The following is an 18,494-nucleotide window of genomic DNA, read 5'->3' on the forward strand; positions in this document are numbered from 1 at the left end:
AAGCTCGCGATCATCCCGGGATGAAGCCCTCACCCCCCGCCCGGCCGCCGCTGCCGCCCTTCCCCCGGGACTTCCTCTGGGGCGTGTCCACCTCCGCCCACCAGATCGAGGGCGCGGCCGGGGAGGACGGCAGGACGCCCTCGGTCTGGGACGTGTTCACCGCCGAGCCGGGACGGGTCAAGGACGGCAGTACGGCGGCCGTCGCCACCGGCCACTACCACCGCTACCGCGAGGACGTCGCGCTGATCCACGGACTCGGCGCCGGCGCGTACCGCTTCTCGGTCTCATGGTCCCGGGTGATCCCCGCCGGGAGCGGGCCGGTCAATCCGGCCGGGCTCGACTTCTACGACCGGCTCGTCGACGAACTGTGCGCGCACGGCATCAGCCCGACCCCCACCCTCTTCCACTGGGACACCCCGCTGGAACTGGAGGAGGCCGGCGGCTGGATGGTCCGCGACACCGCGTACCGCTTCGCGGAGTACGCCGACGCCGTCGCCGCCCGGCTCGCCGACCGCGTCGGCCTGTGGATCACGATCAACGAACCGGCCGAAGTGACCCTGCTGGGTTACGCGTTGGGCGAGCACGCGCCGGGCCGCCGACTGCTCTTCGACGCGCTGCCCGCCGCCCATCACCAGCTCCTCGGCCACGGCCTGGCCGTGCAGGCGCTGCGCGCCCGCGGCGCCGCGCGGATCGGCATCGCGAACTCCCACAGCCCGGTCCGGGCCGCCTCCCCCGCGGCGGCCGACAGGGCGGCCGCGGACCTCTACGACACGCTCACCAACCGGATGTTCGCCGATCCGGTGCTCCTCGGCCGCTACCCCGACGAAGGCCTGGCGGCCCTGCTGCCGGGCCCCGTCGACGCCGATCTGAAGGTGATCTCCGAGCCGCTGGACCGGTACGGGCTCAACTACTACCAGCCGATGCTGATCGGCGCCCCGGACGACGGGGCCGGGGCCGAGGCCGGGGAGTTCGCGGGCATCGAACTGCCCGCCGGGCTCCCCTTCGCCATCCGGCAGATCGAGGGCAGGCCACGCACCGCCTTCGGCTGGCCCGTCGTCCCCGAGGGACTTCCCGAGCAGCTCACCCTGCTCCGCCGGCGGTACGGCGACCGGCTGCCGCCGGTGGTCGTCACCGAGAACGGGTGCAGTTACGACGGCATCGACGACCAGGAGCGGATCAGCTACCTCGACGGGCACCTGCGGGCGCTGCACGAGGCGATGGAGGCGGGCGCCGACGTCCGCGGCTACTTCGTCTGGTCGCTGCTCGACAACTTCGAGTGGGCGGAGGGCTTTTCGCAGCGTTTCGGGCTCGTCCACGTCGACTACGACACGCTGGCCCGGACGCCGAAGGCCTCGTACCACTGGCTGCGCGAGGCGCTGCGTGGCCTCCGCGACTGAGGACGCGGCGGCGGGTGATGCCGCCGCCCTGGCGGAGCCCACCGAGAGGGTCGGCCGGGGCTGGACCGCGGCCCTTTCCCTCGCCAACGGCGGGATATGGGTGGGCTGGTTCGGACCGATCCAGATCCTCCTCGCCCTCCAGGCCGCGGAACTCCACCCGGCGGGGATGTCCAAGGAAACGCTGCTGGCCTGGGTGACGGGCGTCGGCGCGGCGGTCTCGCTCGTCGCGAACCCGTTCTTCGGCGCGCTGTCGGACCGTACGGCCGGCCGCTTCGGGCGCCGTACGCCGTGGATCGCGGCCGGCACCCTGGGCGGCGCCGCCGGGCTCGTGCTGCTGTCGGGCGCGGACAGCGTCGCCGCGCTGCTGCTGGGCTGGTGCCTGGTTCAGCTCGCGCTGAACGCCGCGTTCGCCGCCGTGACGGCCGCCGTCCCGGACCGGGTGCCGTACGGCCAGCGCGGCTCGGTGGGCGGCTGGCTGGGGCTCGCCCAGATGCTCGGGGTGGTGGCCGGCACGGGTCTGGCGACCGCCGCGGGCGGGATCACCGCGGGCTATCTGGCCTGCGCGGCCTTCACCGTGCTGGCCGTCGTCCCGTATCTCGTCCTGTACCGGGACCCGCGGCTCGCGCGGCGCCCGCCGTTCACGTGGCGCGGCTTCGCCCGGGGGTTCTGGATCAGCCCGCGCGCGTACCCCGACCTGGCCTGGGCGTGGCTGACCCGCTTTCTGATCAACCTGGGCAACGCGGTGGCGCTGCTGTATCTCCTGTACTACCTGCGCGATGTCCTGCACTACGGCGCGGGCGAGGACGGCGGGCCGCAGGACGGGGTGCTGATCCTGACCGCCGTCAACGCGGTGATGGTGCTGGCCACGGTCGTCGTGGGCGGGATCTGGTCGGACCGTACGGGCCGCCGCAAGCCGTTCGTGCTGTGGTCGGGTGTACTGATCGCCGCCGCCACCGGGCTGCTGGCGTCCTGGCAGACCTGGGCGGGCGCCGTGACGGCGGCCGTCCTGCTGGGCATCGGCTTCGGCGTCTTCACCGCGGTGGACTTCGCGCTGATGACCCAGGTGCTGCCGGCCGCGGCGGACCGGGGCAAGGACCTCGGCGTGATCAACATCGCCAACGCCCTCCCCCAGGTCCTGGCCCCCGCGATCGCCGCCCCGGTCGTCACGCACCTGGGCGGCTACTCCGTGCTGTACACGGTCGCGGCCCTGCTGGGCCTCGCGGGCGCGGTCCTGGTGCACCGCATCCGGGGTGTCGAGTAGGACAGGTGCCCGGCTCCTGAGGGCCGGCTCGCGCCTAGAAGCCCAGCTTGCGCAGCTGCTTGGGGTCCCGCTGCCAGTCCTTGGCCACCTTCACGTGCAGGTCGAGGAAGACGGGCGTACCGAGGAGCGCCTCGATGTGCTTGCGCGACTTCGTCCCGACCTCCTTCAGCCGGGAGCCCTTCGGGCCGATGATGATGCCCTTCTGGCTGGGGCGCTCGATGTAGACGTTGGCGTGGATGTCGAGCAGCGGCCGGTCCGCCGGGCGGTTCTCGCGCGGCAGCATCTCCTCCACGACGACCGCGATGGAGTGCGGCAGCTCGTCCCGTACGCCTTCGAGCGCGGCCTCGCGGATCAGCTCGGCGACCATGACCAGCTCGGGTTCGTCGGTGAGGTCGCCCTCCGGGTAGAGCGGGGGGCTCTCCGGGAGCAGGGGGGCGATCAGGTCGGCCAGCAAGGAGACCTGCTTGTCGCCGACGGCCGAGACCGGGACGATCTCCGCCCACTCGAAGCCCAGTTCACCGGCGAGCCGGTCGATCGCGATGAGCTGCTCGGCGAGCTGCTTGGAGTCGACGAGGTCGGTCTTGGTGACGATCGCGATCTTGGGGGTCTTCTTGATCCCCGCGAGCTCCTTCGCGATGTACTTGTCACCCGGGCCGAGCTTCTCGTTGGCGGGCAGGCAGAAACCGATGACGTCGACCTCGGCCCACGTGGTCCGGACGATGTCGTTGAGCCGCTCGCCCAGCAGCGTGCGCGGCTTGTGCAGACCGGGGGTGTCGACGAGCACGAGCTGTGCGTCGGGCCGGTGCACGATGCCGCGCACGGTGTGCCGGGTGGTCTGGGGACGGTTGGAGGTGATCGCGACCTTCGTCCCCACCAGTGCGTTGGTCAGGGTCGACTTACCCGCGTTGGGCCGGCCGACGAAGCACGCGAAGCCCGCGCGGTGCGTGGTCGCGGCGGGCTCGGGTGTGGACGAGGAAGGAGCGCTCATGCGCCCCATTCTCCCCGATCCCCGGAGGGGCACCGACCAGCGGGCTCACCGACGCCTCCGTACGCCCCCTGCGCAGGGGCGGATCGCCTGCCGCCCGCCCGGTCAGCCCGCGGTCACCGTGACCTTGAGGACGCCGTCCGGGCCGGCCAGCAGCACCGGGGTGTCCGGGCCGCCCAGGTCGCGGACCGCCGCGCGGTCCGGGTCCGACGGGGTGTCCGCCTCGGTCACCACGGCCGCGGCCTCCAGCGACGTGGCGCCGCTCGCCACCGCCATCGCGACCGCCGTCTGCAGCGCGCTGAGCTTCAGCGAGTCCAGGTCGACGCTGCCGGCGACGTACGTACGCCCGGTCTCGTCGCGCACCGCCGCGCCCTCGGGCACGTCGTTGCGCGCGCGGGCGCTGCGCGCCAGCGTGATGATCTTGCGGTCCTCGGGGCCGATCTCGGTGCTCTGGGTCATGTGCCGAGCATAAGGAGCGCCCCGGCCCCGGCCGCGACACCCCCCGCTACGCGCGGTCCAGGCGCAGGCGTTCCGCCTTCGTCAGGCCCGCGACCACCAGGTCGTACGAGTCCTCGATCATCTCCCGGACCATCCGGTCCGGCAGTGATCCGTCCAGCGTCACCGTGTTCCAGTGGCGCTTGTTGAGGTGCCAGCCCGGCACGATCGCCGGGTGCTCCGCGCGGAGCTGCACGGCGAGGTCGGGCTCGCACTTGAGGGAGACCGTCAGCGGTTCCTCGTCCAGCGCGCTGAGGGCGAACATCTTCCCGCCCACCTTGAACACCGAGTGTTCCGGGGTGAACGGGAACTCCTCCGCCACGCCGTTCAGTTCGAGGCAGAACGCCCTCAGCTGCGCGGGAGTCATCCGGCCGGCTCCACCAGCACCGTCACGATCTTGTTGCGGCGGCCGGCCGGGGACTCCGCCGTCAGGCGGAGCGCACGGCCGTCGGGGAGGTCGACCGCCGCCGTCGCGCCCGCGATCGGGACCCTGCCGAGGGCCTTCGCCAGCAGCCCGCCGACCGTCTCCACGTCCTCGTCGTCGAGCTCGTCCAGGCCGTACAGCTCGCCGAGGTCGCCGATGTCGAGGCGCGCGGTGACCCGGTAGCGCTCGTCGCCGAGCTCCTCCACGGGCGGCAGTTCACGGTCGTACTCGTCCGTGATCTCGCCGACGATCTCCTCCAGGATGTCCTCGATCGTGACGATGCCGGCGGTGCCGCCGTACTCGTCGATGACGACGGCGACGTGGTTGCGGTCTCGCTGCATCTCGCGCAGCAGATCGCCCGCGTTCTTGGTGTCCGGAACGAACGCCGCGGGCCGCATCGCCGTGGAGACGGCCTCCGCCTCGGCGTCGCGGTTGATGTGCGTGCGGCGCACCAGGTCCTTGAGGTACACGATGCCGACGACGTCGTCCTCGTTCTCCCCGGTGACCGGGATGCGCGAGAAGCCCGAGCGCAGCGCGAGGGTGAGCGCCTGCCGGATCGTCTTGAAGCGCTCGATGGAGACCAGGTCCGTCCGTGGCACCATGACCTCGCGGACGAGCGTGTCGCCCAGCTCGAAGATGGAGTGCACCATCCGGCGCTCGTCGTCCTCGATCAGCGACTCCTGCTCGGCAAGGTCGACCATCGCCCGCAGCTCGGCCTCGCTGGCGAAGGGGCCCTTGCGGAAGCCCTTGCCGGGTGTCAGGGCGTTGCCGAGGAGAATCAGCAGCTGCGGGACCGGGCCCATGATCCTGGCCAGCGGCAGCAGGACGTGCGCGGCCGCCGTGGCGGTGTTCATCGGGTGCTGGCGGCCGATCGTGCGCGGGGAGACCCCCACGGCCACGTACGAGACAAGCACCATCACGCCCATGGCGATGAGCAGCGCCGCCCAGGTCTCCTCGAACTCCGCCAGGCACCCGTACGTCACCAGCACGCCGGCGGCTGTCTCGCAGGCGACCCGCACCAGCAGGGCCACGTTGAGGTACCGGGTCGGGTCGGACGCGACCTGGGCCAGCTTCGCGCCGCCGCGCCGCCCGGACCGTACGGCCTCCGCGGCCCGGAAGCTGGAGACGCGCGCGATGCCCGCCTCCGCGCACGCCGCGAACCACGCGACGACGACCAGCAGGACCGCGCCGATGACCAGTTGGACGCTCACGAGACGGTGGGCGCCGGGGAGGGCCCGGTCAGGCCGTGCTCGGCCCGCCAGCCGTCGACGATCGCGGCCTGGAGGCCGAACATCTCCGCCTTCTCGTCCGGCTCCTCGTGGTCGTAGCCGAGCAGGTGCAGCACCCCGTGGACGGTCAGGAGCTGGAGCTCCTCGTCCATGGAGTGCTGCGTCGCCGCTTCCTCGCCCTGCTTCCTGGCGACCTCCGGGCAGAGCACGATGTCACCGAGGAGCCCCTGCGGGGGCTCCTCGTCGTCCTTGGCCGGCGGGCGCAGCTCGTCCATCGGGAAGGACATGACGTCCGTCGGGCCCGGCAGGTCCATCCACTGGATGTGCAGCTGCTCCATCGCCCCCTCGTCCACGACGATCACCGACAGCTCGGAGAGGGGGTGGATACGCATCCGCGTGAGCGCGTAACGGGCGATGTCGAGGATCGCCTGCTCGTCGACCTCGGTTCCGGACTCGTTGTTGACGTCGATCGACATGTGCTGGCTTGTCTGCTCTCGTGGGATGTCACAGCCCGTTCTGGCTGTCGTACAACTCGTACGCGTCGACGATACGGCCGACCAGCTTGTGCCGTACGACATCGTGGGACGTGAGCCGGGCGAAGTGGACGTCGTCGACGCCTTCCAGGATCCCCTGGACCTGGCGCAGCCCGCTCTTCGTGCCGCCCGGCAGGTCGACCTGCGTGACGTCACCCGTGACGACGATCTTCGAGTCGAAGCCGAGCCGGGTCAGGAACATCTTCATCTGCTCGGCGCTGGTGTTCTGCGCCTCGTCGAGGATGATGAACGCGTCGTTGAGCGTCCGGCCTCGCATGTAGGCCAGCGGCGCGACCTCGATCGTGCCCGCCGCCATCAGCCGCGGGATCGAGTCGGGGTCGAGCATGTCGTGCAGCGCGTCGTAGAGCGGCCGCAGATACGGGTCGATCTTCTCGTACAGCGTGCCGGGCAGGAAGCCGAGCCGCTCGCCCGCCTCGACGGCGGGCCGGGTCAGGATGATCCGGGTGACCTGCTTGGACTGCAGGGCCTGGACCGCCTTGGCCACGGCGAGGTAGGTCTTTCCGGTACCCGCGGGCCCGATGCCGAAGACGAGCGTGTGCTTGTCGATGGCGTCGACGTACCGCTTCTGGTTCAGGGTCTTGGGGCGGATGGTGCGGCCACGGCTGGAGAGGATGTTCTGCGTGAGCACCTCGGCCGGCGTCTCGGCCGGGCCGTTGCCGTTCTCGCTCGCCTTCAGCATGGCGATCGAGCGTTCCACTGCGTCCTCCGTCATCGGCTGTCCGGTGCGGAGCACCAGCATCATCTCGTCGAACAGGCGCTGGATCAGGGCGACTTCCGCCGCTTCGCCGATCGCACTCACCTGGTTTCCCCGGACGTGGATGTCGGTGGCCGGGAACGCCTTCTCGATCACGCGCAACAGGGCGTCACCCGATCCCAGGACCGTCACCATGGGGTGCTTGGCGGGGACGGTGAAGTGGGCTCGTGCCTGCCCCTGCGCGGGGCTGTGGTCTGTGGGTGTCTGAGTCATGGGCCGGCTCTGTGGCCTGCACATACCTCCCGTTGCAGGGTTCTCGCTGCTCGGGAACCTCTGGAATACCAAGAGTACGACGTGCCACGGACAACTCCGAGGGGTTTTGCCGGGCGGGGCTGCGCGACGACACGGCTACGCGGGGTGACGGAATCCGATCGTCGGTACCGCCCGGCGCAGCGGCCACGCCCTGCCGTCGGCCGGCAGCAGGTCCTCCAGGAAGGCGTAACGCCGCAGGGCCTCCGGATCCGCCCCCGGCATCGTGCGCACCTGCTGCCACCAGCCGCCCACCTCGGCCCAGCCGGGCGCCGACAGCGAGCCGCCGAACTCCTGCACCGACAGGGCGGCGGTGAGCCCGGCGAAGGCCAGCCGGTCGGCGAGCGGCCAGCCGGCCAGCGTCCCGGTGAGGAATCCGGCGACGAAGACGTCGCCCGCGCCCGTCGGGTCCAGTGCCTCCACGAGGATCGCGGGTACCTCGGCGGTCTCGCCGGTCGCCGCGTCCACGGCGTACGCGCCCTCCGAGCCCAGCGTCACCACGGCCAGCGGCACCCGGTCGGCCAGCGCCCGGGCGGCGGCCCGCGGGCAGTCGGTACGGGTGTAGCGCATCGCCTCCTCGGCGTTGGGCAGGAACGCCTCGCAGTGCCCGAGGTCGGCGAGGCCGGTCAGGTCCCAGCGGCCGGTCTCGTCCCAGCCGACGTCGGCGAAGACGCGGGCGCCGCGGCGGGCGGCGGAGGCGATCCACTCCTCCCGACGGCCGGGCGCGAGCGAGGCGACCGCGGCCCGCGCCCGGGGCGGGCAGTCCGGGAACGGGCGGGAGCCGGACGGCGGCGGGGCCTCGTGGCCGTGCGAGACCATGGTCCGCTCGCCCTCGTACGCCATGGAGACGGTGACCGGCGAGTGCCAGCCGGGGACGGTCCGCGACCGCGACAGGTCGATGCCCTCGCCCTGTTCCAGGGCGTCCCAGCAGTACTCGCCGTAGTGGTCGTCGCCGAAGGCCGCGGCGAGCGAGGTGTGCAGCCCCAGCCGGGACAGGGCGGTGGCCATGTTCGCGACTCCGCCGGGGCTCGACCCCATGCCGCTCGCCCAGGACTCGGTGCCGCGGACGGGGGCGCTGTCCAGGCCGGTGAAGATGATGTCGAGGAAGACCGTGCCGGTCAGGAAGACGTCGCAGTCGGGATCCTCCGGCGCGCGCAGTCCGCCGAGAGGGTCGAGGGCGGTGGGGCCCGGCTCCTGTCCGTTGCGAATGATCACGGCGTGCTCCCCGTTCCTGGTGGAGAAATTGGCCGGTACTACCCTCGCGCAAACGGCCCAAACAAAGTGTGACTCACCTCACGGTGGGACGACCCAGAGCTGCCTTTCCTTCAACTCCGCGCGCTTGATACAACTTGGGCCGCGTTCCTGCCATCGGCAGCCGCTCCTCCCCCTTTCTTCGGGTTTCCCCGTACTTCCCCCGTTCATCACGCATGCCCTCAGGAACGTCCGTGTTCTCGCGCCCGCACTCGCGCTCCGACGCGCGCCCGCACGCGGCCTGGCCGCTGGTCGCCGTCTTCACCGCCGGCTACCTCGCCGCGTACCTCCTCCCCACCGTCGTCGGCCGCCTCGACGACAGCCTCGGGCTCACGCCCTCCCAGGCCGGCCTGGTCGGCTCCACCCTGCTGCTCTGTTCCGCCACCGCGGGCTTCACCCTCGCCTCGCGCGTCGAGCGGTACGGGGCCCGGCGCCTGGCCCGCCTCGGGCTGCTGCTGGCGATGGCCGGGTACGGGAGCGCCGCGCTGACCTCCTGGGTTCCGCTGGTGGTGGCGGGCGCGGCACTGGGCGGCTTCGGCTCGGGGACCGCGACGGCGGTGGCCGCGTCCGGCATCGCCGCGCAGCGCGACCCCCACCGGGCCTCCGCGCTCGGGCTGCTGACGGTGTCCGCGACCGCCGGCGCGCTCTATCTGACGATGCCCCGGCTCGGCACCGGGCACGGGCTGCCGTTCGCCGCGATCGCGGTCGTCGCGGCCGTGGTGTGGCCCGCGGCCGGGCGGCTGTCCGGGCCGTCCCGGGGCGGTCCCGTCGCCGCGGCCGGCGGGCGGCTGCCGTACCGCCGCTCCGGACTGGTGCTGGCGGGCGCGATGCTCTGCTGGTCGCTGGCGCAGAACGCGCTGTGGGGCGTGAGCGGACGGATCGGCCTCCAGCAGGCCGGACTCTCCGAGGTGGCCCTCGGCGCGGTCTTCGCGGTGGCGCTGGGCGCGGGCCTGCTGGGGGTCACGGCGGCGGGCATCCTGGGCGCGCGGCTGGGGCGGGCGGTGCCGATCGGGGCGGGCACGGCGGTCATCGCCTGCTGTGTCGCGGTCAGTTCGGCGGCCGACGGGCTGGTGTCCTTCGCGGCCGGCGAGATCCTGTGGAACACCTTCTATCCCGTGGTGCTCTCGTATCTGATCGGCCTCGCCGCCTCGCTCGATCCGCGCGGCCGGTGGGCGGTGCTGGTGGGGTCGGCGTCCTCGCTGGGCGTGGCCTGCGGTCCGGTGACCGGCAGCGTGCTCTCAGAGCTGGCCGGGTTCCCGGTGATGGGGCTGGTACTGGGCGCCGTCCTGCTGCTGGTGGCCGCCCCCATGACGGCGGTCGCGCTGCACACGGCCGGCCGCCCGCTCGTCCCCGGTTCGGTCCGCCGCCGCGGCGGAGCGCCGGCCGCCGTGGTGGCCGCGACGACGGGTGCGCCGTCCGGTGCGGTGCCGCGCGTGGGCGCGCCCGAACTGGCGGTGGCGGAGATCGCGGTGGCGCGGCGGCCGCTGCGACTGGTGCTCTCGCGGCCGCTGGCCCGGCCGCTGCCGCGACCCCTGTACCGGCCGCTGTCCCGGCCACTCTCCCGGCCGTCGGCCCGCGACCGTACGGCTCCGGCGGGCGCGGCGGCGGCCGGTCAGCCGAAGTCGTACGCCTCCACCTCGGCGAGGTAGCGCGCCCGGCGTTCCTCGTCGTCGTCGAGGAACGCCGCCACGAAGGAGTTGCGGGCCAGCGCGCGCAGCTGCTCGTTGCCGAGCCCGAGCGCCTCGTGGATGGCGTAGAAGGTCTCGCCGACGTACCCGCCGAAGTACGCGGGGTCGTCGGAGTTGACGGTGACCAGCAGACCGGCCTCCATCATCGACGGCAGCGGGTGGTCCTCCAGCGTGTCGACGGCGCGCAGCCGGACGTTCGACAGCGGGCAGAGCGTCAGTGGCACCTGTTCCCGGACCAGCCGCTCCACCAGCTCCGGGTCCTCCATCGAGCGCAGCCCGTGGTCGATCCGCTCGACGCCGAGGATGTCCAGGGCCTCCCAGATGTACGCGGGCGGCCCCTCCTCCCCCGCGTGCGCGACCCGCCGCAGCCCGAGGGCGGCGGCCGCCTCGTACACCTCGTGGAACTTCGACGGCGGGTGGCCGACCTCCGCCGAGTCCAGGCCGACGCCCGCGATCCGGTGCAGATACGGCTTCGCGGCGTCCAGGGTCTGCATCGCGGACTCGGCGGACCTGTCCCGCAGGAAGCACATGATCAGCCGGGTGGAGACGCCGTGCTTCTCCTCGCTGCTGTCCAGGGCGCGGGCCAGGCCGTCGATCACGGTGCCGATCGGGATGCCGCGGGCGGTGTGCGCCTGCGGGTCGAAGAAGATCTCGGCGTGCCGTACGCCCTGTTCGGCGGCGCGCGCGAGATAGGCGTCGGCGAGCTCGGTGAAGTCCCGTTCGGTGCGCAGGACGGCCATCAGGCCGTAGTACAGGTCGAGGAAGGACTTCAGGTCCTCGAAGAGATACGCCTTGCGCAGCTCCGCGCTGTCGGCGTACGGCAGCACGACGCCGTTGCGCCGGGCCAGCGCGAAGGCGAGCTCGGGTTCGAGCGTGCCCTCGATGTGGAGGTGGAGTTCTGCCTTGGGAAGGGGCACGGCGGCCTCACTCATGACTCATGGGTGCTGACGTTTGGGGAGGGGTACGCGCAGCAGGTCACGGGCGACGGTCAGTTCCCCTTCGAAGCCCGCGACGCGCGCCTGCCGCTCGAAGAGGTCGGGGTCGGCGTACCGCTGCGAGAAGTGTGTCAGTACGAGGTGCTTCACGCCCGCGTCCCGGGCCGCCCGCGCGGCTTGTCCCGCGGTCAGGTGACCGTGGTCGACGGCGAGTTGTTCGTCCTCGTCGAGGAACGTCGACTCGATGACCAGCATGTCGCAGCCCTCGGCGAGCGCGTGCACGCCCGGACACAGCCGGGTGTCCATCACGAAGGCGAAGCGCTGGCCCGGCCGGACCTCGCTGACCTGCTCCAGGGTGACGCCGTCCAGCACGCCCTCGCGCTGGAGCCGCCCGACCGCCGGGCCCTTGATCCCGAACGCGGCCAGCCGCTCGGGCAGCATACGGCGCCCGTCGGGCTCGGTGAGCCGGTAGCCGAAGGACTCGACCGGGTGCGAGAGCCGGCACGCTTCGAGGGTGTACGCGGGGGTGGCGGCCAGCACCCCGTCGACGGCGACCGGCACCTCGTCCAGCAGCACCGTCTCGCGGTAGGCCGTCGCGTACCGCAGCCGCTCGAAGAAACGCTGCCCGCTCGCCGGGTAGTGCGCGGCGATGGGATGCGGGACCCGGTCGAGGTTGATGCGCTGGATGACGCCGGCGAGCCCGAGCGAGTGGTCGCCGTGGAAGTGCGTGACGCAGATCCGGTTGATGTCGTGCGCGGCGACCCCGGCCCGCAGCATCTGGCGCTGGGTGCCCTCGCCCGGGTCGAAGAGGATGCCCTCGCCGTCCCAGCGCAGGAGGTAGCCGTTGTGGTTGCGGTGCCGGGTGGGGACCTGGCTGGCGGTGCCGAGGACCACCAGTTCTCGTACGGACAAGACGTGTCCCGTTATCCGGGGGGCCAGTTGAGGCCGCGGCCGCCGAGCAGATGGAGGTGCGTGTGGAAGACGGTCTGGCCCGCGCCCGTGCCGGTGTTGAAGACAATCCGGAAGCCGGTGCCGTCGACCTTCTCCTGCGCGGCGACCTCACCGGCGGCGGTCAGCAGGTCGGCGGCGATCTGCGGCTCGGCGGCGGCGAGCGAGGCGGCGTCCGGATAGTGCACCCGGGGAACGACCAGGACGTGCGTCGGGGCCTGCGGATTGATGTCGCGGAACGCGACGGTCGTCTCGGTCTCCCGCACCACGGTCGCCGGGACCTCCCCCGTGACGACCTTGCAGAACAGGCAGTCCTCCTGCGGTTCACCCGCCATGCCCGGGCCTCCTCGGAACGTCGATCAGGCTGTGTCGATCTTTCCCACCCATGCTATCGGGCCGGGCCCGGACAGGATCGACCTGGATCCTGTCCGGGCCCTTAGCTCCAGCGGCCCGTGCGGGTCAGGAGCAGGGCCGTTGCCGCCGTGCCTGCTGTGGAGGTGCGGAGCACCGTACGGCCCAGGCGGTACGGCTTCGCGCCCGCCTCCGCGAACGCCGCCAGCTCGTCCGGGGACACCCCGCCCTCCGGGCCCACGACCAGCACGATCGAGCCCTGGCCGGGCAGGGTGGCGGTGGCCAGTGGGTCGCTGCCCTCCTCGTGCAGGACCGCCGCGAAGTCCGCGGTGGCCAGGAGCGCCGCCACCTGCTTGGTCGTCATCGCGTCCGCGACCTCGGGAAAGCGCACGCGGCGCGACTGCTTGCCCGCCTCGCGGACCGTACTGCGCCACTTGGCCAGGGACTTGGCGCCCCGGTCGCCCTTCCACTGCGTGATGCAGCGCGACGCCTGCCACGGCACGATCGCGTCGACGCCGGTCTCCGTCATGGTCTCGACGGCCAGCTCGCCGCGGTCGCCCTTCGGCAGGGCCTGGACGACGGTGATGTGCGGCTCCGGGGCGGGCTCCTCGCCGATCTCGTGCAGATCCATCACGACCAGCCGGTCCTTGCCCTCGGCGGCGCGCACGACGCCCTCCGCCCAGCGGCCCCGGCCGTCCGTCAGGACGACGTCCTCCCCGGCGCGCAGCCGCTTCACCGAGACCGCGTGCCGCCCCTCGGGCCCGTCCAGGACGAATTCCGGCCCGCCCGGGACGCGGTCGACCACGAACACCGGGGCGGTCATGACGCGTTCCGGTACGTCAACGCGGACTGCGCCTCGGCCAGTTCGGCGGCGAGCACCTCGACCAGCTGCCCAGCGGGCAGCTCGCGTGCCATCCGGTGACCCTGCCCCGCCCACAGTGCCATGCCCTGCGCGTCGCCCGCCTTCGCCGCGGCCTTGCGCAGCCCGGAGGTGAGGTGGTGCACCTGGGGGTAGGCGGCCGGGGCGTACGGGCCGTGCTCGCGCATGAACCGGTTCACGAGACCGCGGGCCGGCCGGCCCGAGAACGCCCGGGTCAGTTCCGTCCGTACGAACAACGGGTTGGTCAGGGCCTGTTTGTGCAGCACGTTCGCTCCGGACTCGGGACAGACGAGAAACGCCGTGCCGAGCTGCGCGGCCTCCGCGCCCGCCGTCAGCACGGCCGCGATCTGCGAGCCGCGCATCAGCGCACCCGCCGCGATGATCGGCAGGTGCACGCACTCGCGCACCTGCGACACCAGCGCCAGCAGTCCGAAGCCGGAGCCGTCCGCCTGCGGGTCGTCCCGGTGCGTGGACTGGTGGCCGCCGGCCTCGATGCCCTGCACGCAGAGCGCGGCGGCGCCCTGCCACTGGGCGGTCCTCGCCTCCTCGGCGGAGGTCACGGTGACCACCGTGACCGTGCCGGCCGCGGCGAACGCGTCGAGTACGGCACGGGCCGGGCAGCCGAAGGTGAAGGAGACGACCGGTACGGGGTCCTCCAGGAGGGTGGCCAGCTTGGCGTCGTAGCCGTCGTCGCTGTCCCCGCACGCGTCGGTGTCCCCGAGCGGGGTCTCGTACCAGGTGGCCTCGCAGGCCAGCTGGCTGCGGTAGACCTCGACGGCGGCGGGGTCCGCGTGGCTGGGCTGCGGCATGAAGAGGTTGACCCCGTACGGCTGGCCGGTGAGCCCGCGCAGCTGTTTGATCTCCTGGTACATGCCGTCCGCAGTCTTGTACCCGGCCGCCAGGAAACCGAGCCCGCCCGCCTCGCACACGGCGGCGGCGAGCTGAGGACAGGAAACGCCGCCCGCCATGGGGGCCTGCACGATCGGATACCGGCAGAGATCGGTCAGTGCGGAGGACATGACGGCATCGTGCCACGTCCCCCGCACAGCTCCGAATCGAGCATTTCGCCTGGCATAGTCCAGCGCTCAGCGCCCGTTGAACGCGTCCTTCAGGCGGGAGAACAGCCCCTGCTGGCCGGGCTGGAACTGGCCGAGGGGCCGCTCCTCGCCGCGCAGTATGGCCAGCTGGCGCAGCAGGTCCTCCTGCTGTGAGTCCAGCTTGCTGGGGGTCGTCACCTCGACGTGGACGATCAGGTCACCGCGCCCGCCGCCGCGCAGATGCGTGACGCCGCGCTGGTGCAGCGGGATCGACTGGCCGGACTGCGTACCCGGCCGGATGTCGATCTCCTCCAGCCCGTCCAGCGTCTCCAGCGGGCATTTCGTGCCCAGCGCCGCCGCCGTCATCGGGATCGTCACCGTGCAGTGCAGGTCGTCGCCGCGCCGCTGGAAGACCGAGTGCGGCAGCTCGTGGATCTCCACGTACAGGTCACCGGCGGGGCCACCGCCGGGGCCGACCTCGCCCTCGCCCGCGAGCTGGATCCGGGTGCCGTTGTCGACACCGGCCGGGATCTTGACCGTGAGCGTACGGCGGGAGCGGACGCGCCCGTCGCCGGCGCACTCGGGGCACGGGGTCGGCACGACCGTACCGAAGCCCTGGCACTGCGGGCACGGCCGCGAGGTCATGACCTGACCCAGGAAGGACCGGGTGACCTGGGAGACCTCGCCGCGGCCACGGCACATGTCGCAGGTCTGCGCGGAGGTGCCGGGGGCCGCGCCCTCGCCCGAGCAGGTCGTACAGACGACCGCCGTGTCGACCTGGATGTCCTTGGTCGTACCGAAGGCCGCCTCGTCCAGCTCAACCTCCAGCCGGATCATCGCGTCCTGGCCGCGCCGGGTACGGGACCGCGGGCCGCGCTGGGACGCCGTACCGAAGAAGGCGTCCATGATGTCGGAGAAGTTGCCGAAGCCACCGGCCCCGAAGCCGCCCGCGCCTCCGCCGCCGGCCGCGGACAGCGGGTCGCCGCCGAGGTCGTAGACCTGCTTCTTCTGCGGGTCCGACAGCACCTCGTAGGCGGCGTTGATCTCCTTGAAACGCTCCTGCGTCTTGGGATCAGGGTTCACGTCCGGATGCAGCTCGCGCGCGAGCCGCCGGAACGCCTTCTTGATCTCGTCCTGCGAAGCGTCTCGGCGGACGCCGAGTACGGCGTAGTAGTCCGTGGCCACTTACGACTCCGCGAGGATCTGTCCGACGTAACGTGCCACTGCGCGTACCGCTCCCATCGTTCCGGGGTAGTCCATGCGGGTCGGTCCGACCACGCCGAGTTTGGCGACTGCCTCGTCGCCCGAACCGTAGCCGACGGCGACGACCGATGTGGACGTCAGCCCTTCATGGGCATTCTCATGCCCGATGCGTACGGTCATTCCCGAGTCCTTGGCCTCGCCGAGCAGCTTGAGCAGCACGACCTGCTCCTCGAGCGCTTCCAGCACCGGCCGGATCGTCAGGGGAAAATCGTGCCCGAAGCGGGTGAGATTGGCGGTGCCGCCGATCATCAGCCGCTCCTCCGTCTCCTCGACGAGGGTTTCCAGGAGCGTGGCGAGCACGGTCGACACCGTGCCGCGGTCCTCCTGCTCGAAGGAGTCCGGGAGGTCCTGCACCAGCTGCGGCACGTCCGCGAAGCGGCGGCCCACCACCCGGCTGTTGAGCCGGGCCCGCAGATCGGCCAGCGACGTCTCACCGAACGGCGCGTGGCAGTCGACCATGCGCTGCTCGACCCGTCCGGTGTCGGTGATCAGGACCAGCATCAGCCGCGCCGGGGCCAGCGCCAGCAGTTCCACGTGCCGCACCGTCGAGCGGGTCAGCGAGGGGTACTGGACGACGGCGACCTGCCGGGTCAGCTGGGCCAGCAGCCGCACGGTCCGGCCGACCACGTCGTCGAGGTCGACGGCCCCGTCCAGGAAGTTCTGGATCGCCCGCCGCTCGGGCGAGGAGAGGGGCTTGACCCCCGCCAGCTTGTCGACGAAGAGCCGGTAGCCCTTGTCGGTCGGAATGCGTCCGGCACTGGTGTGGGGCTGCGCGATGTAGCCCTCGTCCTCCAGTACCGCCATGTCGTTGCGCACGGTGGCCGGCGAGACGCCGAGGGCGTGCCGCTCGGTGAGCGCCTTGGAGCCGACGGGCTCCTCGGTGCCCACGTAGTCCTGGACGATGGCGCGCAGCACCTCGAGTCTGCGTTCGCTGAGCATCGCGCACACCTCCAGCTGTGGTCGTCGGTCCCGGGCTTGGCACTGGCCTGGGCATTGGCCCTGGCACTCGCCCTGGCACTCGCTGCGTTCGAGTGCCAGCAATCCCCCGGCCAGTGTACGGCGGATGGACGCACGGCTAGCAAGGGCGGCCCGTCACGCTACCGTGCGACGCCCCTGCTCAGCAGGCGCGGGTGGGGGCCGTTGGACTAGCGTCGCGGTATGGACGTCAGTTGGGAAGAGCTGGGCTGGGACCGGCTCGCGGCGGGGGTCGGACGGCGCCGGATGCCGGTGTGGGACTGCACGATCGGCCTGGTGGCGGGGGACGACGCGGTCCTCATGGTGGACGCGGGTTCGTCCCTGCGCGAGGGTGCGGAACTGCGTACGCAGGCGCAGCGGCTGTTCGGCCGCAGGGTGACGCACCTCGCACTCACGCACCCCCATTTCGATCATGTGCTGGGGGCCGCCGCGTTCGCCGGGGTGGAGGTGTACGGCGCGGTCGGCCTGGACCACGTACTGTCCGCCGCCGGGCGCGAGGAGATCTGCGCCACGGCGGTACGGGAGGGTCTGCCGCGCGCCGAGGCCGTCGAGGCGGCCGATCTGCTGGTGCGGCCGCAGCACTCGGTGTGCGGCGAGTGGACGCTCGACCTGGGCGGCGTGCAGGTGCTGCTCGCGAACGTCGGCCCCGGCCACAGCGGCCACGACCTGGCGGTGCTGGTGCCGGGCACTCCCGGCACCGCGGACACCCCCGGCTCGCCGGAGATCGTGTTCTGCGGCGACCTGGTGGAGGAGTCGGGTGAGCCGCAGGCGGGCCCGGACGCCGTGCCGTCACAGTGGCCGGCCGCGCTGGACCGGCTGCTGGACCTGGGCGGCGAGGACGCGCTCTACGTACCGGGGCACGGTTCGGTGGTGGATGCCCGTTTCGTGCGGGGCCAGCGGGACGTGCTGGCGGCGCGTTTCGGCGTGTCGCCGCGCTGACCATCCTCTTCTTCTACTGTCTGTCGGATGCGCAGCCGACAGTACGGGCCCGACCTGACCCCGCCGTGGAAGAAGACCGCCCCCGCCCCCGAGGTTCCGGCCGAGACCGGCCTGGTGGTCGAGGAGGTGACGACGGGCTTCTGCGGGGCGGTGATCCGGTGCGAGAAGACCGCGCAGGGACCGACGGTCACGCTGGAGGACCGCTTCGGCAAGGAGCGGGTGTTCCCGATGGAGCCCGGCGGCTTCCTGCTGGAGGGCCGGACGGTCACACTGGTACGCCCGTCGGCCGCCGCCCCCGGAACGCGTCGGCCCGCCCGCACCGCCTCCGGCTCGATCGCGGTCCCGGGGGCGCGGGCGCGGGTGGCCCGGGCCGGCCGTATCTACGTCGAGGGCCGGCACGACGCCGAGCTGGTGGAACGGGTCTGGGGCGACGACCTGCGCATCGAGGGCGTGGTGGTCGAGTACCTGGAGGGCATCGACGACCTGCCGTCGATCGTCGCCGATTTCGCCCCGGCGGCGGACGCGCGGCTGGGGGTGCTGGTGGACCACCTGGTCCCGGGCTCGAAGGAGTCCCGCATCGCGGCACAGGTCACGGACGCGAACGTGCTGGTGGTCGGGCACCCGTACATCGACGTGTGGGAGGCGGTGAAGCCGTCCTCGGTGAGCATCCCCGGCTGGCCGAGGGTGCCGCGCGGCGAGGACTGGAAGACGGGCGTGTGCCGCGCGCTGGGCTGGCCGCAGAACACGGGCGCGGCGTGGCAGCGGATCCTGTCATCGGTCCACAGCTACCGGGACGTGGAACCAGCCCTGCTGGGCCGGGTGGAAGAACTGATCGACTTCGTCACGACCGGCGGCGACGCGTAGCGGGGGGTACGTGAG

19 protein-coding genes are annotated in these 18,494 nt (G+C 72.2%); 5 read left to right on the plus strand and 14 right to left on the minus strand.

The genetic code is table 11. The features are described from left to right. Window positions 1–20: 20 nt before the first annotated feature. Window positions 21–1,397, plus strand: a complete 1,377-nt coding sequence (locus ACWV17_RS22610; protein WP_455361199.1) for a GH1 family beta-glucosidase — start codon at window positions 21–23, stop codon at window positions 1,395–1,397. Next, the gene (locus tag ACWV17_RS22615; protein ID WP_455361200.1) at window positions 1,381–2,658 is read left to right on the plus strand and encodes an MFS transporter; all 1,278 of its coding nucleotides are present in this window, start codon (window positions 1,381–1,383) and stop codon (window positions 2,656–2,658) included. Before ACWV17_RS22610 ends, ACWV17_RS22615 begins: the two co-directional genes overlap by 17 nt. A gap of 34 nt (window positions 2,659–2,692) precedes the next feature. On the opposite strand, the gene era is transcribed toward ACWV17_RS22615, so the two are convergent. From era to ACWV17_RS22650, 7 genes are all read right to left on the minus strand, one after another. Further along, window positions 2,693–3,655 (minus strand): GTPase Era, encoded by a 963-nt coding sequence (gene era / locus ACWV17_RS22620; RefSeq protein ID WP_455361201.1) that lies wholly within the window; start codon window positions 3,653–3,655, stop codon window positions 2,693–2,695. Between the two features lie 93 nt (window positions 3,656–3,748). Beyond that, complete coding sequence (locus ACWV17_RS22625; RefSeq protein ID WP_455356385.1) at window positions 3,749–4,102, minus strand: cytidine deaminase; 354 nt, start codon at window positions 4,100–4,102, stop codon at window positions 3,749–3,751. A 46-nt stretch (window positions 4,103–4,148) separates the two neighbouring features. After that, window positions 4,149–4,505, minus strand: a complete 357-nt coding sequence (locus ACWV17_RS22630; RefSeq protein ID WP_455361202.1) for an MmcQ/YjbR family DNA-binding protein — start codon at window positions 4,503–4,505, stop codon at window positions 4,149–4,151. Further along, window positions 4,502–5,773: a hemolysin family protein gene (locus tag ACWV17_RS22635; RefSeq protein WP_455356387.1), complete on the minus strand. Its 1,272-nt coding sequence runs from the start codon at window positions 5,771–5,773 to the stop codon at window positions 4,502–4,504. The genes ACWV17_RS22630 and ACWV17_RS22635 overlap by 4 nt, the downstream gene beginning before the upstream one ends. Next, window positions 5,770–6,267 carry an rRNA maturation RNase YbeY gene (gene ybeY, locus ACWV17_RS22640; RefSeq protein WP_455356388.1) on the minus strand — a complete coding sequence of 166 codons (498 nt, stop codon included), beginning with the start codon at window positions 6,265–6,267 and terminating at the stop codon, window positions 5,770–5,772. Before ybeY ends, ACWV17_RS22635 begins: the two co-directional genes overlap by 4 nt. A gap of 28 nt (window positions 6,268–6,295) precedes the next feature. Next, complete coding sequence (locus ACWV17_RS22645) at window positions 6,296–7,312, minus strand: PhoH family protein (protein WP_455356389.1); 1,017 nt, start codon at window positions 7,310–7,312, stop codon at window positions 6,296–6,298. Between the two features lie 135 nt (window positions 7,313–7,447). Beyond that, a complete protein-coding gene (locus ACWV17_RS22650; RefSeq protein ID WP_455361203.1) occupies window positions 7,448–8,563 on the minus strand; it encodes a PfkB family carbohydrate kinase in 1,116 nt (371 codons plus the stop codon). A 230-nt stretch (window positions 8,564–8,793) separates the two neighbouring features. On the opposite strand from ACWV17_RS22650, the gene ACWV17_RS22655 reads away from it, so the two are divergent. Continuing rightward, on the plus strand, window positions 8,794–10,248 hold the full coding sequence (locus ACWV17_RS22655) for an MFS transporter (protein ID WP_455361204.1): 1,455 nt from the start codon (window positions 8,794–8,796) through the stop codon (window positions 10,246–10,248). Here ACWV17_RS22655 and ACWV17_RS22660 read toward each other — a convergent pair. The 7 genes from ACWV17_RS22660 to hrcA form a co-directional block, all read right to left on the minus strand. Continuing rightward, window positions 10,212–11,204 carry an adenosine deaminase gene (locus tag ACWV17_RS22660; protein ID WP_455361236.1) on the minus strand — a complete coding sequence of 331 codons (993 nt, stop codon included), beginning with the start codon at window positions 11,202–11,204 and terminating at the stop codon, window positions 10,212–10,214. The two genes, ACWV17_RS22655 and ACWV17_RS22660, sit on opposite strands and share 37 nt — an antisense overlap. A gap of 18 nt (window positions 11,205–11,222) precedes the next feature. Then, entirely contained in the window at window positions 11,223–12,134 is a 912-nt protein-coding gene (locus tag ACWV17_RS22665; RefSeq protein WP_455356393.1) for a ribonuclease Z, read from the minus strand. Window positions 12,135–12,145: 11 nt separating this feature from the next. Further along, complete coding sequence (locus ACWV17_RS22670; protein ID WP_455361205.1) at window positions 12,146–12,505, minus strand: histidine triad nucleotide-binding protein; 360 nt, start codon at window positions 12,503–12,505, stop codon at window positions 12,146–12,148. Between the two features lie 101 nt (window positions 12,506–12,606). Then, window positions 12,607–13,344 carry a 16S rRNA (uracil(1498)-N(3))-methyltransferase gene (locus tag ACWV17_RS22675; RefSeq protein ID WP_455361206.1) on the minus strand — a complete coding sequence of 246 codons (738 nt, stop codon included), beginning with the start codon at window positions 13,342–13,344 and terminating at the stop codon, window positions 12,607–12,609. Beyond that, window positions 13,341–14,420, minus strand: coding sequence for a nitronate monooxygenase (locus ACWV17_RS22680; RefSeq protein ID WP_455361207.1), 1,080 nt, complete (start codon window positions 14,418–14,420; stop codon window positions 13,341–13,343). Before ACWV17_RS22680 ends, ACWV17_RS22675 begins: the two co-directional genes overlap by 4 nt. Before the next feature lie 66 nt (window positions 14,421–14,486). Beyond that, a complete protein-coding gene (gene dnaJ / locus ACWV17_RS22685; RefSeq protein ID WP_455356397.1) occupies window positions 14,487–15,623 on the minus strand; it encodes a molecular chaperone DnaJ in 1,137 nt (378 codons plus the stop codon). Then, window positions 15,624–16,640, minus strand: a complete 1,017-nt coding sequence (gene hrcA / locus ACWV17_RS22690; protein ID WP_455356398.1) for a heat-inducible transcriptional repressor HrcA — start codon at window positions 16,638–16,640, stop codon at window positions 15,624–15,626. 219 nt (window positions 16,641–16,859) lie between these two features. Here hrcA and ACWV17_RS22695 point away from each other — a divergent pair, with 219 nt between their 5' ends. Together ACWV17_RS22695 and ACWV17_RS22700 are read left to right on the plus strand one after the other, a co-directional pair. Then, entirely contained in the window at window positions 16,860–17,615 is a 756-nt protein-coding gene (locus ACWV17_RS22695) for an MBL fold metallo-hydrolase (protein ID WP_455356399.1), read from the plus strand. A 27-nt stretch (window positions 17,616–17,642) separates the two neighbouring features. After that, window positions 17,643–18,479, plus strand: a complete 837-nt coding sequence (locus ACWV17_RS22700; protein WP_455356400.1) for a DUF3097 domain-containing protein — start codon at window positions 17,643–17,645, stop codon at window positions 18,477–18,479. The last annotated feature ends 15 nt before the right edge of the window (window positions 18,480–18,494 follow it).

The organism is Streptomyces mabaensis, from assembly GCF_053763515.1.

Bases quoted from the DNA above. Each gene is read 5' to 3' on its own strand.
- ACWV17_RS22610 (WP_455361199.1), top strand. From the start codon at position 21: ATGAAGCCCTCACCCCCCGCCCGGCCGCCGCTGCCGCCCTTCCCCCGG.
- hrcA (WP_455356398.1), bottom strand. From the start codon at position 16,640: ATGCTCAGCGAACGCAGACTCGAGGTGCTGCGCGCCATCGTCCAGGAC.
- ACWV17_RS22630 (WP_455361202.1), bottom strand. From the start codon at position 4,505: ATGACTCCCGCGCAGCTGAGGGCGTTCTGCCTCGAACTGAACGGCGTG.
- ACWV17_RS22625 (WP_455356385.1), bottom strand. From the start codon at position 4,102: ATGACCCAGAGCACCGAGATCGGCCCCGAGGACCGCAAGATCATCACG.
- ACWV17_RS22695 (WP_455356399.1), top strand. From the start codon at position 16,860: ATGGACGTCAGTTGGGAAGAGCTGGGCTGGGACCGGCTCGCGGCGGGG.
- ACWV17_RS22675 (WP_455361206.1), bottom strand. From the start codon at position 13,344: ATGACCGCCCCGGTGTTCGTGGTCGACCGCGTCCCGGGCGGGCCGGAA.
- ACWV17_RS22670 (WP_455361205.1), bottom strand. From the start codon at position 12,505: ATGGCGGGTGAACCGCAGGAGGACTGCCTGTTCTGCAAGGTCGTCACG.
- ACWV17_RS22645 (WP_455356389.1), bottom strand. From the start codon at position 7,312: ATGACTCAGACACCCACAGACCACAGCCCCGCGCAGGGGCAGGCACGA.
- ACWV17_RS22680 (WP_455361207.1), bottom strand. From the start codon at position 14,420: ATGTCCTCCGCACTGACCGATCTCTGCCGGTATCCGATCGTGCAGGCC.
- ybeY (WP_455356388.1), bottom strand. From the start codon at position 6,267: ATGTCGATCGACGTCAACAACGAGTCCGGAACCGAGGTCGACGAGCAG.
- ACWV17_RS22700 (WP_455356400.1), top strand. From the start codon at position 17,643: ATGCGCAGCCGACAGTACGGGCCCGACCTGACCCCGCCGTGGAAGAAG.
- era (WP_455361201.1), bottom strand. From the start codon at position 3,655: ATGGGGCGCATGAGCGCTCCTTCCTCGTCCACACCCGAGCCCGCCGCG.